This is a genomic window from Acanthopleuribacter pedis (assembly GCF_017377855.1).
Taxonomy (GTDB): Bacteria; Acidobacteriota; Holophagae; order Acanthopleuribacterales; family Acanthopleuribacteraceae; genus Acanthopleuribacter; species Acanthopleuribacter pedis.
This window is the reverse complement of the sequence record NZ_JAFREP010000015.1, coordinates 213,924-228,314: the sequence shown is the minus strand read 5'-3', so window position 1 is coordinate 228,314 and position 14,391 is coordinate 213,924. Positions and strand designations below refer to the sequence as shown.

At 55.4% G+C, this 14,391-nt stretch carries 13 protein-coding genes; 9 read left to right on the top strand and 4 right to left on the bottom strand.

Annotation, left to right across the window (positions count from 1 at the left end; translation table 11 throughout):
- Window positions 1-99 precede the first annotated feature (99 nt).
- On the bottom strand, window positions 100-552 hold the full coding sequence (locus tag J3U88_RS16635; RefSeq protein ID WP_207860053.1) for a hypothetical protein: 453 nt from the start codon (window positions 550-552) through the stop codon (window positions 100-102).
- 99 nt (window positions 553-651) lie between these two features.
- Between J3U88_RS16635 and J3U88_RS16630 the strand changes: the two genes are divergently transcribed.
- The 7 genes from J3U88_RS16630 to J3U88_RS16600 all read left to right on the top strand — a co-directional run bounded on the left by J3U88_RS16630 (window position 652) and on the right by J3U88_RS16600 (window position 5,608).
- Window positions 652-2,700: an Rne/Rng family ribonuclease gene (locus J3U88_RS16630; RefSeq protein ID WP_207860052.1), complete on the top strand. Its 2,049-nt coding sequence runs from the start codon at window positions 652-654 to the stop codon at window positions 2,698-2,700.
- Window positions 2,701-2,846: 146 nt separating this feature from the next.
- Window positions 2,847-3,092: a phosphoribosylformylglycinamidine synthase subunit PurS gene (gene purS, locus J3U88_RS16625; RefSeq protein ID WP_207860051.1), complete on the top strand. Its 246-nt coding sequence runs from the start codon at window positions 2,847-2,849 to the stop codon at window positions 3,090-3,092.
- A 2-nt stretch (window positions 3,093-3,094) separates the two neighbouring features.
- Complete coding sequence (purQ, locus tag J3U88_RS16620) at window positions 3,095-3,793, top strand: phosphoribosylformylglycinamidine synthase subunit PurQ (protein WP_207860050.1); 699 nt, start codon at window positions 3,095-3,097, stop codon at window positions 3,791-3,793.
- The gene (locus J3U88_RS35340) at window positions 3,786-4,079 is read left to right on the top strand and encodes an AtpZ/AtpI family protein (RefSeq protein ID WP_423842059.1); all 294 of its coding nucleotides are present in this window, start codon (window positions 3,786-3,788) and stop codon (window positions 4,077-4,079) included. Before purQ ends, J3U88_RS35340 begins: the two co-directional genes overlap by 8 nt.
- Window positions 3,991-4,482 carry a hypothetical protein gene (locus tag J3U88_RS16610; protein WP_207860111.1) on the top strand — a complete coding sequence of 164 codons (492 nt, stop codon included), beginning with the start codon at window positions 3,991-3,993 and terminating at the stop codon, window positions 4,480-4,482. The genes J3U88_RS35340 and J3U88_RS16610 overlap by 89 nt, the downstream gene beginning before the upstream one ends.
- A gap of 85 nt (window positions 4,483-4,567) precedes the next feature.
- Window positions 4,568-5,251 (top strand): F0F1 ATP synthase subunit A, encoded by a 684-nt coding sequence (gene atpB / locus J3U88_RS16605; RefSeq protein WP_207860048.1) that lies wholly within the window; start codon window positions 4,568-4,570, stop codon window positions 5,249-5,251.
- A 75-nt stretch (window positions 5,252-5,326) separates the two neighbouring features.
- Window positions 5,327-5,608, top strand: coding sequence for an ATP synthase F0 subunit C (locus tag J3U88_RS16600; RefSeq protein WP_207860047.1), 282 nt, complete (start codon window positions 5,327-5,329; stop codon window positions 5,606-5,608).
- A 68-nt stretch (window positions 5,609-5,676) separates the two neighbouring features.
- Here the strand turns inward: J3U88_RS16600 and J3U88_RS16595 are convergent, their stop codons facing one another.
- The 3 genes from J3U88_RS16595 to J3U88_RS16585 form a co-directional block, all read right to left on the bottom strand.
- Entirely contained in the window at window positions 5,677-6,819 is a 1,143-nt protein-coding gene (locus J3U88_RS16595) for a hypothetical protein (protein ID WP_207860046.1), read from the bottom strand.
- Window positions 6,807-9,647 (bottom strand): Eco57I restriction-modification methylase domain-containing protein, encoded by a 2,841-nt coding sequence (locus J3U88_RS16590; protein WP_207860045.1) that lies wholly within the window; start codon window positions 9,645-9,647, stop codon window positions 6,807-6,809. Before J3U88_RS16590 ends, J3U88_RS16595 begins: the two co-directional genes overlap by 13 nt.
- Window positions 9,648-10,091: 444 nt before the next feature.
- On the bottom strand, window positions 10,092-11,126 hold the full coding sequence (locus J3U88_RS16585) for a hypothetical protein (RefSeq protein ID WP_207860044.1): 1,035 nt from the start codon (window positions 11,124-11,126) through the stop codon (window positions 10,092-10,094).
- 935 nt (window positions 11,127-12,061) lie between these two features.
- Between J3U88_RS16585 and ispH the strand changes: the two genes are divergently transcribed.
- Together ispH and J3U88_RS16575 are read left to right on the top strand one after the other, a co-directional pair.
- The gene (ispH, locus tag J3U88_RS16580; RefSeq protein WP_207860043.1) at window positions 12,062-13,036 is read left to right on the top strand and encodes a 4-hydroxy-3-methylbut-2-enyl diphosphate reductase; all 975 of its coding nucleotides are present in this window, start codon (window positions 12,062-12,064) and stop codon (window positions 13,034-13,036) included.
- Window positions 13,036-14,370: an HD domain-containing protein gene (locus tag J3U88_RS16575; protein ID WP_207860042.1), complete on the top strand. Its 1,335-nt coding sequence runs from the start codon at window positions 13,036-13,038 to the stop codon at window positions 14,368-14,370. The genes ispH and J3U88_RS16575 overlap by 1 nt, the downstream gene beginning before the upstream one ends.
- Window positions 14,371-14,391: the final 21 nt, after the last annotated feature.

The window sequence follows — 14,391 nt, the reverse complement described above, 5'->3', positions numbered from 1 at the left end:
CCTGTCGTGAAAGGATTTGTGCCAATGAAAAAGGGTCGCCGAGGCGACCCTTTTTAGATGAACGGAATTCCCTGGGGGAAAACCCTCTTTTCGAGAAAATTAAAGGCGAGTTTTGCCTTGCATTAACATTTTCTCTCCCGATTCAAAAAGTGTTATGATCTTGTCTGGACCGGGAATCTCAGTGACAACACCTTTTCCGAAACTAACATGTGTGATGCGGTCTTCTACCTTAAAGGTCTCATACATGTTGTAGGGTTTAGCCGTTTCGTCGTTCCAAGTGCTCACCAAGGCGCTCCAGCGCGCTGCAGCGGATGACTTAGCGGCACTCGATGAACTGGATCGCGTTGAAGACGAGCTACCACTGGATTTCCTGGTTGTGGTCTTTTTGGTTTTGGCTTTCGCTACCCGGTGATTGTGCTCGCTGTTGCAAGTAAGGCAACGCACCCGACGAGGTTGATCGTCAACCATCGCAACCACTCGGTGATTCAAAACCATCTTGCAGCGGCCACAATAGGATTCCAATTCGCTGCCAACACTCAGTTTTTTGAACATTTCATTTCCCCCTTGCCTAGGTACCCAAGGTTCCTATGATAGCAAACCTAGGAGAATGATCTAAGGAATTTGACAATTTAGGATCGAGGATTCAACTTCATGCCCAAATATAAGATGCTCATTAACGCCAGAGATTTCGACCAATTGCGCGTAGCCATCATTAATGAGAAGGGGCTTCTCGAACAGATCGATTTCGAGTCGATGAACAATACCAGCAATCTTGGCAACATCTACAAAGCCACGATTACCGCCATCGAACCAAGCCTGCAAGCGACCTTTGTTGATTACGGTGGCAACCGCCACGGCTTCTTGCCGTTCAACGAAATCCACTCGCGTTATTACACCGGCAATGATCGCCGGACCCCCGTTCACGAACGCATTAAAGTCGGCACCGAGGTGATTGTTCAAATCGCCCGTGAGGAAATCGGCCTCAAGGGTGCCTACATGACGTCCTACCTATCGCTTCCCGGCCAGTACTTGGTCATGATGCCGTTGACCAGCAAGGTCGGCATCTCGCGAAAAATCACCGCTCAGGAAGATCGCCAGCACTTACGCCAAGTGTTGGAGCAAATTACCGTCCCCGACGGCATGGGTTACATCATCCGCACTGCCGGGCTGGGTAAGTCCCGCGAGCAAATTCAGCGTGACCTTAACATCCTCACCAGCACCTGGCGTGAGCTGGAGTCTCGTTCGGCTTCGCGTCCCAGTCCCTCGTTGCTGTACCGTGAGGACGATGTCGTTACCCGTACCATTCGCGATTACTTTAACGAGGACATCAGTGAAATCCTCGTTGACGACAACGACGTCTTCCAAACCATTAACAACTACTTCAAAAAGATCCTGCCCAGCTATGCGCACATCGTGCGTCAGTACCGCTCCAAGCAGCCGTTGTTCGCCAAATACAACCTTGACGAACAGGTGGAGCGTATCTTCACCCAGAAGATCCAGTTGCCCTCCGGTGGTTCGATTGTGATCGAACAAACCGAGGCCCTGGTTGTTATTGACGTGAACAGTGGTAAAACGTCCGAGGGGAATTTGGAGTCAACCGCCTTCAAGGCCAACGTGGAGGCCGCCGACGAGGTGGCGCGCCAGTTGCGCCTGCGTGACCTTGGCGGGTTGGTGGTTATCGATTTTATCGATCTCAAGGACAAGCGCCACAGCCACGAAGTGGAGCAGCGTCTGCGCGAGGCCTTGAAAGTGGACAAAGCACGTATTACTATTTCCGGGTTGAGCCGATTCGGCCTTTTGGAAATGTCACGCCAGCGCATTAACACCTCCAAGGAAGTTCGCCATTACGTCGACTGCCCTACCTGTAACGGGACCGGCCGTTTTAAGTCGATGGAACTGCAATCCTTGGATCTCTTGCGTCGCATTAAGCTGTATGTCTACAACGGTACCGTCAAGGAACTGAAGGTCAGTGTTTCCGAGCAATTGACCCTGCACTTGCTCAACGAACGACGCAATGAGTTGATGGAACTCGAAAAACGGTATCAGACCAAAGTTGTTTTATTAACCCGGCCTGGGCGTAACATGCCGCCGCATTTCGATGTGACCCGACGCGCGCAGCAGGAGGAGAAAGATAATATGGTAATGCCGGCACCGCTGTCCTTGTCGACCATGGCCGCGTCCATGAGCGACAAGGATATCAACCAGCAGAAGGATTATCGCGAAGAGAAGCTGGAAGGTCTGGAGAAGATGACCTTCGAAGAGCTGCGCACCCAGGACGTTCCTATTCCTCAAGACCTGCATCCGTTTGAGCGTTTCAACTTCTCCGTTCGCGTTATGTTGATGAAACGACACGGCTTGTACGAGGACCGCATGGGCGAGTTTAAAGAAGCGGCCAAACAAAAAATTCTGGGCCGGCAAACGGGCAACGGCAAGTCGCGTGATGACGAACCCAAGGCCGCCCCGTCACCACCACCCAAAGACCAGCGTGCGGCGGCCCCCCGTAACCAGTCCCGCGAGGAAGGTAGCGAGGCCGAAAGCGCGAGCAGTCTGCCTCATGAGCAGGAACCGGTTTCACAACGGCGCGTGCCGGTGGGTGTTTCTCGCCACAACCCGCGCCATCGTGGCCGCGGTCGTGGTCGCGGCCGTGGGCGTGGTCCCGGCGGTGGTCGTGGTCCCGGCAGTGGCCGCGGCGGGCGTTAATTCCCCCGTGCCATATTAATAATGTAGGGAAAAGGCATCATCGTTTCTGTTCGATGGTGCCTTTTCACTTTTCCGGGTCTGATTTCAGCGGCTCCTGGTGTACAATCGATTCCCCGTGGAGCCAAACGTTGTTTCATGGGGTTTTTATGAAAAAAGTACGTGTCATCGTTCGCTTGAGAAGCGGGGTTCTGGACCCGCAGGGCAAAACCGCCGAGCACGCCTTGAACGCGCTCGGATATGAAGATGTCAAAGATGTGCGCATCGGCAAAGTGATCGAACTGCAAGTTGATACCGCGCTGGAAGGCGAGGCTTTGAATGCCCGCGTCGGCGAAATGTGCGATAAGTTGCTCGCCAATCCCGTCATCGAAGATTACGAAATCCTGGAGGGCTGATCATGCGCGTTTCCGTTCTGATCTTTCCGGGTAGTAACTGCGATATGGACGCCGTCCATGCATGGTCGCGCGTACTCCACGCCAAGGTAACGCCGGTCTGGCACAAAGACCACGACCTGGCCAATCCCGATCTGGTGTTCATTCCCGGTGGCTTTTCATTTGGTGATTACCTTCGCTCCGGCGCCATCGCGCGGTTTTCTCCCGTGATGCAAGACGTCCAGCGCTTTGCAGAAAAAGGCGGTTACGTTTTTGGTGTGTGCAACGGCTTTCAGATCCTTTGTGAAATGGGTCTGCTGCCCGGTGCGCTCCTGACCAACAAAAACCTGCGTTTCCTGTGCGAGGATGTCCACATCCGCGTGGAAAACGACCTTTCCCCGTTTACCGCCAAACTGGAAACGAAGCAAGTGCTCAACATCCCCATCGCCCACGGCATGGGTCAGTACTTCGCCGACGACGAAACCTTGCGCAAGCTGGAAGACCAGGGTCAGGTCGCTTTCCGTTATTGTGATGCCGCGGGTGCCTTGACCGATGCCGCCAATCCCAACGGCAGTCTTAACAACATCGCCGGTATTACCGATGCCGGTCGCCGTGTCCTGGGCATGATGCCGCACCCCGAGCGCCACGCCGAGGCGGAATTGGGTTCGATTGATGGGGCCGTGTTGCTGAGTTCCATCATGCAGCACTTCACCAAGGTTGCCTGATTTGTCGGATGACGGTCGTGAATGGTTGCGGTTGGCGTCCGTTGGAACCCATCTTCTGGCGGCGACCCTGGTCGGTTTCGCCATCGGGCACCAGTTGTTGGACCCTTGGTTCGGTACCTACCCCGTGTTTACCGCCGTGTTTTCCTTGATCGGGATCGCCGCTGGGTTTCTAAACCTGTACCGTGAGGTTCAAATCCTTGATCGTGCAGAAGCAGAAAGACACTTGCAGGAAAACACCGAACGCACGCATACAGAAAAGGATAGCGATTCGAATGACATCGCCTGATCAGCAACCCGCCACGCCTTCGGAGGGAGACGGCGAAGGGAAGGGGTACATCCGCGCCCTTTACCGGTGCATGTTGGGTCTCACCTTGTTGGGAACGCCTTGGCCCTTCCTTTTTTGGGATTGGATTGCCGGGGCCAGCTTTATCTGCGGGGCCGCGTTTATTACCCTGATTGTGTTTTTGTGGGATCTTTCCCTGGGGTTGGCGCTTCATCCCAAGCGCCCGAATCCCGTGCTGGGTGGGCTTTTGGTTTTTCTCCATTACGGCTTGCTTGGCGGGGTCTTTTATGCAATGATTTCGCTGTTTGACGTGAGCTGGGCATGGTTTTCAACCGGCACTGTCGTGTTGGTTCCCGGCTTGTTACTGGCACTTTCCGTTGCTTCATCCAAAGTGCCCACCCGTTAAGATTACGTCTTCAAGGCCCGCGCCGCTCGAACGCCGGGCAGCCTCAAAGAATGCGAAGTAAAAAAGCAGTTAGGTAGGCTTAAGTATGGAAACTCACCTCTCCGGATGGTCATACATCATTAAGAATTTCGTTAAGTACGATGCATACCATTGGGAGCACGTTGTTTCGGCTGGGGTTGTCTTTATTATCCTGACCATTCTCGCCGTCATTGTTAAATCCAAAATCAGCTTGATTCCCAACGGACTTCAACAAGTCATTGAAGTTGTGGTTGAGGGCCTGCTGCAAATGATCGATGAGAACATCGGTCCACACGGTCGCAAATACCTTCCACTGTGCGGTGCATTGGCATTTTTCATCTTTGTCAGTAACTTCACCGGCATGTTGCCCGGTTTTCAGCCGGCGACCAGTAACTTCAACACCACCTTGGGATGTGCGCTTGTCGTTTTCGTTTATTACAACTTCGAAGGCATCCGCGAAAACGGTGTTGGCTACCTGAAACACTTCACCGGTCCGATCCCCTTACTGGCGCCGATCATGATCCCCATCGAGATCGTCGGCCACTTGGCGCGTCCCTTCTCCTTGGGCATTCGCCTCTTCGGCAACATTTCCGGTGAGCACGTGGTCACCTTGGTTTTCTACGGCATGGTTGCTTATGTCATCCCCGCCCCCTTGATGATCATTGGTCTTTTCGCCGCGTTGCTGCAAACCTTCGTGTTTGTCATGCTGACCACCATTTACCTGGCCGGGGCCATTGCCCACGACCACTAAAAATTGAAGAGGTTTTTACCTCACTATCGAGGCCTCGTCTCCGAAACGACCCTCAAAACTCTTGGAGGAATCCAAATGCGTAAGTTTTTCGCTTTCATGTTCATTTTCTTCACCACCATGTTCGCCTTCGGCCAAGATGGTGCTGCTTCCGCGCCTCTGTTCAACGGTCCCATCTCCATGGCCATCGCTGCCAGCATCACCGGCTTGGCTCAAGGTAAAGCCATCGCTGCTGCGTGTGAAGGTATCGCCCGTAACCCAGGCGCCGCGGGTAACATCCGTACCACCATGATCATCGGTCTGGCGTTGATTGAATCGCTCGCACTGTACACCTTGGTTATCGTTTTCGTTCAAGGCTAAGCCTTAAACGAACAACTTCGGATGTCCTGAAAAAGCCGCTCTGTACAGAGCGGCTTTTTTGGGTCCACTCAACCTGTCGGCGCACGGGCGCGCTGGGTCCAACTATGCAGCGCTTGTTTTTCCCGCCATTTAAAAAGCGCGGCCAGATGCGTCAACCGCGCTTGTTGGTCCACCACCGGCAGGTCCCGCGCGAATCGGCACTGGGTGGCAAGCGACCAACCACGCGCACCATGCACCAGACACAGTCGTCGACTGTCCGCTTGCACCAAGCTCACCGCTTTTACCGACTCCGTCTCTTCCCAGCGTGGATTTCCCGTCGGCCGTGTGCGTGCTGCCCGGTAGGTCCATTGCCGGGGCGTCCCGTCCAGATGAATGAGAAACAATCCGCGCACATCGGCAAAGCGCAAGGCGTGATCCTCCGCGATGAAGCAGGTTTGGCGTGGTAACGGTGCGTCTTTTTTGAAGTGGGTCAGCGCCCAGGGATTGTGTCGCAACCCGAACACCCGTAAAAGATCGCCGCGCAAGTGTGCGCAACGCGCCTCGTTACGCGCCACCACCAGCCGTGGAAACGGCAGCTTAAACCATTGCTGGGTGAGCAAGTTGTCGAAGGCCTGCCGCCGGGCCAACCAAGGTTGTTCCCGTGCCGCCGTATAGGGCGAGAGCAGGTGCAGTTGGATCTGAAGAAGCCCGTCCTCGCTTGCGTGAACCTGGCAATCCGGGGCGTTTTGTGCGATAGCTTGCGCCAACTCAAGAAGGGGGAAGCCAAAGCGGCGACAAGCCTCCAGTTGAACCCTTGGCGCCGCCGGTGCGACCGGCAGGCGCCGTAACGGTTGTAAAGCGTCGTCCTGGTGACACAAGCCCGGAAAACGGATTTTCCCGACCAAGTCGCGCAGGCGACATGCCGGCGGCGGCAAATCATAGGGGGTTTGCAGCAGAATGAGCGGAACCCGCGGATGTTGCCGACGCAGGCTGCTCAAGGCGGCGATGCTGGGTGAAAGCACGGGATCGGAATCTTCACCTTGGTGATCGGGGAGGCCCGCCAGGAGGTGTCGCCACCGCTCGTGGGATTGCGGGGTCAGCAGCCGCCTTGGGCGTTGCAGCCCCCAGTGGTTGAAGTCCGGGGTTTGGCGCACATCGCATTGAACCAATGCGAATCCGTAACACCAAAGTCTTGGCATCAGTGGGTTGGGAACCGGGTTTAGCACGGCCATAAGTTCACCCCCTCGGCCGGTGTGAAACAGGTTTTTTCCGGCGGGATCGTCAGGGCGACGTCCTGCCAATCACACGGCAGTTGCAGACACGCAACCGTGTGGGCGTAATAGAAGTAGCAAAAGTCCTTGCCGCGCTCCGCGATGGCGCGGAGCTGGGCGTCGGCTTCGGCGCTGTTGAAATAGGCAAACAAACGGTAGGCTTGGGCGAAATGGGAACAGGAAAGGTAATAGGTGGTTTGGTCTGGGATGCACCAGCCACCTTGAATCAGTCCCACCGTCCAACGTTTTGCGAGGTATTTCCAAATTAGGAGCCATGGCGAAAAGGGTCGGGCCGCGTAGGGTAGGGAGGGGCGACCGCTTTGCCAGCGTACCTTGTCTGCATTTTTTAAGAAGGTGTGTTCCTGGAACCCCAGTTTGCGGTTCCAGGCCGTTTTGGTTTGGAACGGCCAGTAGATGAAGCGCCCTGGCTGGAGGCCGTCCGGCTGAATATCCCGCCCACGCAGGAGGGGGCGGAACCGTGCCTTCGCCAAATGGATGGGCGGTTGCTCGAAAACGAAACTGCGTTTGGCGCCCGTTACCACGCCACGTTGGGGCTTAAACCCCAGTTCGCCCAGGCTGGGCCGACGAGGGTCGCCGCGAATAGCGGGTCCCTCATAGAGGTGCCACAGACCGAAACGGTCCGCAATTTGGGTTTGGTCGCGGGTGAAGCAGCGGTTGTCGTCGCCTTCGTGAATTTCAATCGCGACCTGGTGGGTCTTGCTTGGTTGGTTTGGTTGTTGGAGGAGTCCCGCCCCGACCGCGACCGGAAAGGTATCGGCCTTGAACAGTTGTCCTTGTTTGAGGCCGTAGTCGTAAAGGTAATGAATACGGCACTGGTTGAGGAGGAACTGCCGAAGCGAGGCGGCGTAGGGCGCTTGCAGGATTTTGGCGGGCAGCAGAAAGCTGAGATGGCCGTTGGGGCGAAGCAGCGCCAGGGACGCCGCGGTGAAGTACACCGACAAATCAACTTGACCGCTCAGGACCACCCCGCGGGGGACAGGCAGGCCGGCGCGCAAGGAGGCCGCCGCGCCTTTGTCGATGCGACCCGCCGCCAGCCAGGGGGGATTGCCGATAATGCAGTCGAAGCCCTGTTCCAGCATGACCCGACTGAACATGACGTGGAGCTGTTTGCCGGGTTCACGGGGAACCCGCCAAGTTACCTTACGTCGGCCTTGGCGACAGCCGGGTAAGCAGGGTTGGGCTAGCTGGGTTTTGGTGATGTCCTTCAGCGCCTTCTGCCGACAGGCCGTCAGGTAGTCCGCCAGTTCTCCCTCAAGCCGCAACATATGCCGCAAAAGGTTCATTCGTTGCGGTGCTTGGCTGGTGGGAAATTTGGCGCGGAGTTGCTCCAGCTGGGCGTATTTGGGCCATTGTTTTACCTGCTTTTTGTCTGTTGGGACATGCAGGTCGAGGAAGTCGCCTGCGCGGAGTTGGTGTTGCAGGTTGGGTAGGGCGGGCGCTTTCGCCGGATCTTCGACCTCAATGTCTTGGATCAGGTTGAGCCAAAGCCGAACCTCGGTAAGGCGAACCGCCACCGGATTGATGTCGACCCCGAACAAATTACGCAGCATGATCTGTTGCTTCAAATCAAACAGTCGCCCGTTGCGGTGTTGGTCCGGCGGCAGAACCGCAAGGTGGATGTCGAGCAGGGCTTGAAAGGCCGCGGTGAGGTAGGTCCCGCTGCCGCAGCTTGGGTCAAGGATGCGGATATCGGCAACGGCATCGCGCCGCGCAAGGGGATCGTCACCACATTGCTTGTGGTCGAGCCAAGCCGTGATTGCCGCCTTTGCTTGTTTGTGGGCAAGGAAACCCGGTGTGTAATACGTGCCTTGTTGCTTGCGGTCGTCCACCAACAGGAGGTGCTCAAAGACCGCGCCCAAAACTTCCGGGCCGATGCCCGCGACCGTGCGACCGGGTCGTGATTCCAGCAAGGAATACGAAAAGTTATTGAGTAGGGCTTGCACCAGATCGAAAAGCCACCTGTTTTCGATGAGCGGCAAGGCCGTGCGGTCGAAGTGAAACAGTCCACCACCCAGGAGTGGTAACTGTCCGAGTGGCAAGGGTTCCGCTACCGGTAGGCCCTCGAGCCGGGCGAACAGGGGCTGAAGGAACACCGTGAGGATCGACAGTGATCGGGCACAGCAGTGCGCGATTTGGGTTTCGAGGTAGTAGGGATCGTGGTTGAGCCAGCGTTTATGCTGCACGAAGATCAGGAAGATCAACTTCAGCACCAGGTCCACCAAGGCGTGGTAGCCGGCGACGTTTTTGGTCTCCAGTTTTCCCAAATGGCGGCGCAATACCGCAAAGAAGGGCTTGTGGTGTTGGTGGTTCTGCAGCAGCGAAAACAGCGCCGGAACCCGCTCGCTGTTGAGCTTGTGCAGCAGATCAAGGACTTGCCGTTCAAACAGGCTTTGGTGGGTAAAGACCAAGTCAAGGTGGAACAGCGCGCGTTGATGTAGGTCTTCGCGGCGGCGCCAAAAAATCAAATGGGCATTGGCACTGCCGGCATGGACCACCGTAAAAACGGCATACTCATGCCCTTGACGCGCCATACAGGCGGCGATACCGCCGGCGATGGCCGTGTAAGCGTCTTTCGGGCATTGTTCGGACAAGATCAGTTCAAAAAACAGGCAATAGGGTTTGTGCCCAATACAAACCCGAAAAACCTGGTCGAGCAATCGGTCGGGGACCCCCAAGTTGCGGAGATCGTTGTGGGGAAACGGTCTGAGTAACTTGGCAAAATCGCCGAACACCGACAAGCTCTGTGGTGCGTATTTTTGGTATCGCATGTTCTCCCATGCGAGGTTTGGCCTGGCGATCATAGCACCGGCCAGGGTGCTCCTGGCAAGAAGAAAGTGGAAAAAATATAGTGTTGAAAATAAAGAGGGGGTGGAAATAAAGCAGTACGGCACGGAACGCACTCTCTTTGCGCCCGGCGTGTACGGCTTTTCGAGCAGGGTGGGTGGGACGTTGTTATGTAATGGGACGCCGTGATCCCGTCACCCTGATCGGAAGCCGCCTGCACCGCCGCGGCGGCGCGAAAAAGACCGTCTTTTCCGTGTTGTATCCAAACGGTGCTCGCGACCGAAAATCCCTATTGGCGCCGATGCAGTGAGGGCCGGCAACATTTGGTTTCCGGCCTCTTTTCTTCACAAAAAGCGGGGCGTCACCCTGTTGTTTGGGGGCCTTTTTGAGCCTTCACGGTACAGAAATCAGGCGATCGGGCGCTGTTCCTAAAACTGGTAAATCTTAATGCCGGTTGGTTCCCTGTTTTGGGTTACCAGCACCATGGCGCGGTTTTCATGGGTGCCGATCAAAATGCCGTCAATAATCACCTTGTCGCCCATCCGTCGGCCCTTGCGGTTCACCCGCTGCAACGCCAACAAACCCAATTCTCCTTCCCGACTCGGAATCGAATAACCCACCAAAAAATCCTGCTCAAGGCGATACAACCCGGTGAGTCGTGAGAAGGAAAGCATCCAGTTGACCTGATCGCGACGGGAGGTTAGCGAAACGAATTGATTGGGCGGTTTGCTGCCGACCCAATCTTCCATGGTGAGTGGGAGCCGGCTTACCTCGCGCACAATTCCGTCGCTAATATCTTGGCCAGGTTGCGGTCCGTACTCGAGAATGGCGGTTGACAACTCGTCCACGACAAAAAAGTTCTTGGAAAAGCCTTTTTGCACCAGCCAATGTCGTTTAAACGAATAGTTGTAGGAAAGCAACATGGGTCGTACCGGATAGCAGGTTGGACCGACTTTCTTCAGATCGACCCCGTCTTTGGTGACCTCGACTTCCAGCAACTGAAAAATAGTTGGGCGCCCCGGCATGCGAGCCGCCATTTCGGAATTATCCTGCGCGAAAACGCGGCTCCCAACCAGGTTCAAACGCTGGTATTGGGTGGGTTTGGCCGCGGGATCCTCGGGGTCGTAGGGGTAGTCGGAGCCGAGGTAGTTGCCGTCGCGATCAAAGAAGTGGAAGTGGCTTTTAAAGCCGTCGACGATCCAGTAGATCCCGCGATTCGCGTCCCACACAAAGGTCATGATCATTTCGAAATCGACCTTGCCGGGCCCGCCGGTAATCTTGCGGAGCAAGCGACCTTGTCCATCCCAGTGGCGTAACTCTTTTCCCGCCGCAAGCAAAATCGAACCATCTTGGGCGATTTGGGCATTGTGTAAATTGACGAGTTGAAAACCTTCTTGTTCTTCCAATTCGATCATATGACTCTGTGGGGTCGTCCACAGAAACAACGCCATAGCAAGCAGCATGTTTTATCCCCGAAGAAACGCAAAACTCAAAGAACCGGTGGTTTCTGATACGAACGGCTTGAAAAAAGGTTGATAACAAGGTCAGGGGTCGGGGCCGAAAGGTTTCCTATCAGGGAGGGCGATGAAACCGCGGCGCAAGCAACCAATCAAGCATGGACCGCCAAAAAGTGGAATCGGAGAACCTTGCCGAGGTTGAAACCTAAAGTGTGTGATTCGGATGGATGCAATTGTGCAAGTATCGGCGCAGGACGTGCCGAGAGTTGAGCAAGTGCGCCGCCAAGAATCGCTCAATTTAGGTGGAAGGCCTGGGAAGCGGCCTTTAAAATTCTAACGTATCGTTTCGCGAATGCCTAGTTTGCTGATAATAAATAATTTGAATTGTCCCGAAAGCGTATCTCTCCTTATGAAAGTGCGGGTTCTAACTGACTATCCGCTCCTCGAAAAAAAACAGGTACCGCTCCTGTTGAGTCGGGGCTTTGAGTAGGGTAAGGTGCTTTAAAAAAGTGGTTTAGGTGATGTTTTGAGTGTTTGGAGCTGCTCGCGGACGCGTGAAATCGGCTTTGGTTATCCATGAAAAAGAGGGCTGCTTCCAAATGCCGTCGACAGCCAATAGCCTTTAATTTTTGGTGTCTTACCGATGTAAATTGGTATTTAAGTTGCCTTGTTTTAGTTTGGTGTTCGCATGGGGATGGTAAATGGTCGGAAACGGTTGTTTTTTCGTGCTTGATGGGTGTTGTTAAGGGTTTTCCCGTTTTTATACTTTTTGACCGTCTGAGGGATTCGTGAACCCACCGATCTGGCTTTGGGTCCTGTTCCTGCTCGCGTCCCCACGAGAAAAGCGCTAAACGCAAGCTGCTCTTGCGTTAGGAGTGCTAAAATGGCGCCGTTACCGTGCCGGGTGTTACCCGACGGTTTTTCGTTCTGAAGGATGGACCATGCCGAAAAAAATCACCCTATGTAAACCGAACGGTTTCTGCGCCGGCGTTGAACGCGCCATTAAAATTGTCGACTTGGCGCTTGAAGCCTACGGTGCCCCGATTTACGTCAACCATGAAATCGTCCATAACCAGCATGTGGTTGCCGATTTGGCCTCACGTGGTGCGGTTTTTGTAGAGGACTTGGATGAGGTTCCCGAGGGGGCGCGCCTGATTTATTCCGCGCACGGGGTTAGCCCGGAAGTTCGCGCCCATGCTAAATCGCGCAAGCTTCGGGAATTAGACGCCACCTGTCCCTTGGTTACCAAGGTCCACCTCGAAGCACTGCGGTTCGCCAAGCAGGGTTACCACATCTTTTTAATCGGACATGCCGACCACGTCGAGGTGATCGGTACCTATGGCGAGGTGCCGGAGCATATCACCATCGTGGAGCCCCACCGCGGCGAGGCTTTGGACGAGGTGGTTGCCGCCCTGCCCGAACCACCCTCCGAAAAGCTGGTTTACCTGACCCAGACCACCCTCAATGTGGCCGACTGCATGAAGGTCGTGGAAGCCTTAAAGGTGCGTTTTCCCCATTTAATTGGTCCGCCAAAGGACGATATTTGCTACGCCACTTCCAACCGCCAAGACGCCGTGAAGGCCATTGCACCCGGCGTTGATCACTTTATCGTGGTGGGCTCCCATACCTCCAGCAACTCCAAGCGCTTGGTCGAAGTTGCCCGCGAACATGGCGCCGCCTCGGCACTTTATCCCGATGTGACCGCCCTCAAGGACCTGGACCTGGAACCGCTGCACCATGTGGCGATCACCGCCGGTGCTTCCACACCCAACGTTCTGGTTCAAGCCATTATCGACTACCTACAACGCCATGGTTTCGAGACCTTCCAAACCTACGACCACGTTGAGGAACGCATGCACTTTGCCGTGCCCGCGCACTTTCGGCGTGACCTCGAAGCCAAGGGGGTGGTTGTTTAATGGCCGCCGACGCCTTGACGACCATCCCGGAGTTTTCCGCCACCGGCGGGATCCGTTTGGCGCCGGGTCAGAGTTCGATCCCCGTGACCAAGCGTTTGCTCAAGGTGATCGACAGCTACCCAGTCCAACGTCTGCGCCGTATCCGCCAGCTCAGCCTGGCGGATCGCGTGTACCCCAGCGCCACCCATACGCGTTTTGCCCACGCCCTCGGTGTCTACGGCAACATCCTCGCCTACCTGCGCCAACTCCACCGTTTCCCCGAATTTGCCGACCAATACGACGAAAAAGATTACCTGGCGATTATGCTGGCCGGCCTACTCCATGACCTGGGCCATTATCCCTGTTCCCACCAGCTCGATCATCTCGATGAATTTCCCGAGCACGAACTGCTGACGGTTGGGTTACTCAAAGGGGATTTGGTGCTCAAGGGTGAAAACCTGGCCGAGCTCATCTGGTCCGAGTTCCAGTTGGAACCTGATCGCATTGCCGCCTTGCTGGGGCCCGCCGCCGAGCTGGAACCCCGCCTGAAATTACTCAAACAAATCATCGATTCACCCTTGGACGCCGACAAATGCGATTACCTCATTCGCGATAGTTTTTTCTGCGGCATTGAGCAAAGCTCCGGTTTTGACCGCGAGCGTTTTATCACCAACCTGGTGCCCAGTTATGAACGCCCTGTTTTGTGTGTGCATGAAAAGGGTTTGGTCAGCGCCGAACGGTTCCAGTTGTCCCGTTATTGGATGTACCGTTCCGTTTACTGGAGCCACACCGTCCGCTCCTTCATCACCATGCTCTCCAGTGCGTGTCGTTACTTTCAGCCCGGCTCCATTGAACCGGGCGAAGCCTGGAACCGTCAATTACTCGGCTACAACGACCACAACTTTATGGAGTGGCTGCACGAGCGGGTTTCCGCGCCGGGTCGCGAACTCATTGAAATGGCCTACCTGCGTCGGCGCCCCTACAAACGGGTTTACACCGTCGCGTTTAACCATGAACCCCGTACCTATGATCGGCTCCAACAGAAGAAGCGCCGCCGGCCCGTGACCGATTGGTTCATCCAGTGGGCCGCGCGCAAAGGGGTGACACTTGAAGATCACCACTTGATTTGGGATGTGCCGCCGATTTATAAAACCAGTTCGTGGGAGACCTTCCCCATTAAGTTGGCAAACGGCATCGAACGTCCGATCCACCAGGAAAGCCCGGTCATTGAGGCTTTGGGTCCCGCGTTCCAGCAGGGTGTGCGAAAAATTCGCCTGTTCTGCCATCCGCGTTTGTCTGAGTTGCTGGAAGCATATCCCCAAGAACGGCCGCACCTGCAAGAGTTTTTGACGTAGGGCTGCGACCGACAAAACCCG

Coding starts and splice junctions, on each gene's coding strand:
- J3U88_RS16585 (WP_207860044.1), bottom strand. CDS start 11,126: ATGCTGCTTGCTATGGCGTTGTTTCTGTGGACGACCCCACAGAGTCAT.
- atpB (WP_207860048.1), top strand. CDS start 4,568: ATGGAAACTCACCTCTCCGGATGGTCATACATCATTAAGAATTTCGTT.
- J3U88_RS16635 (WP_207860053.1), bottom strand. CDS start 552: ATGTTCAAAAAACTGAGTGTTGGCAGCGAATTGGAATCCTATTGTGGC.
- J3U88_RS16630 (WP_207860052.1), top strand. CDS start 652: ATGCCCAAATATAAGATGCTCATTAACGCCAGAGATTTCGACCAATTG.
- J3U88_RS16575 (WP_207860042.1), top strand. CDS start 13,036: ATGGCCGCCGACGCCTTGACGACCATCCCGGAGTTTTCCGCCACCGGC.
- purS (WP_207860051.1), top strand. CDS start 2,847: ATGAAAAAAGTACGTGTCATCGTTCGCTTGAGAAGCGGGGTTCTGGAC.
- J3U88_RS16600 (WP_207860047.1), top strand. CDS start 5,327: ATGCGTAAGTTTTTCGCTTTCATGTTCATTTTCTTCACCACCATGTTC.
- ispH (WP_207860043.1), top strand. CDS start 12,062: ATGCCGAAAAAAATCACCCTATGTAAACCGAACGGTTTCTGCGCCGGC.
- purQ (WP_207860050.1), top strand. CDS start 3,095: ATGCGCGTTTCCGTTCTGATCTTTCCGGGTAGTAACTGCGATATGGAC.
- J3U88_RS16595 (WP_207860046.1), bottom strand. CDS start 6,819: ATGGCCGTGCTAAACCCGGTTCCCAACCCACTGATGCCAAGACTTTGG.
- J3U88_RS16590 (WP_207860045.1), bottom strand. CDS start 9,647: ATGCGATACCAAAAATACGCACCACAGAGCTTGTCGGTGTTCGGCGAT.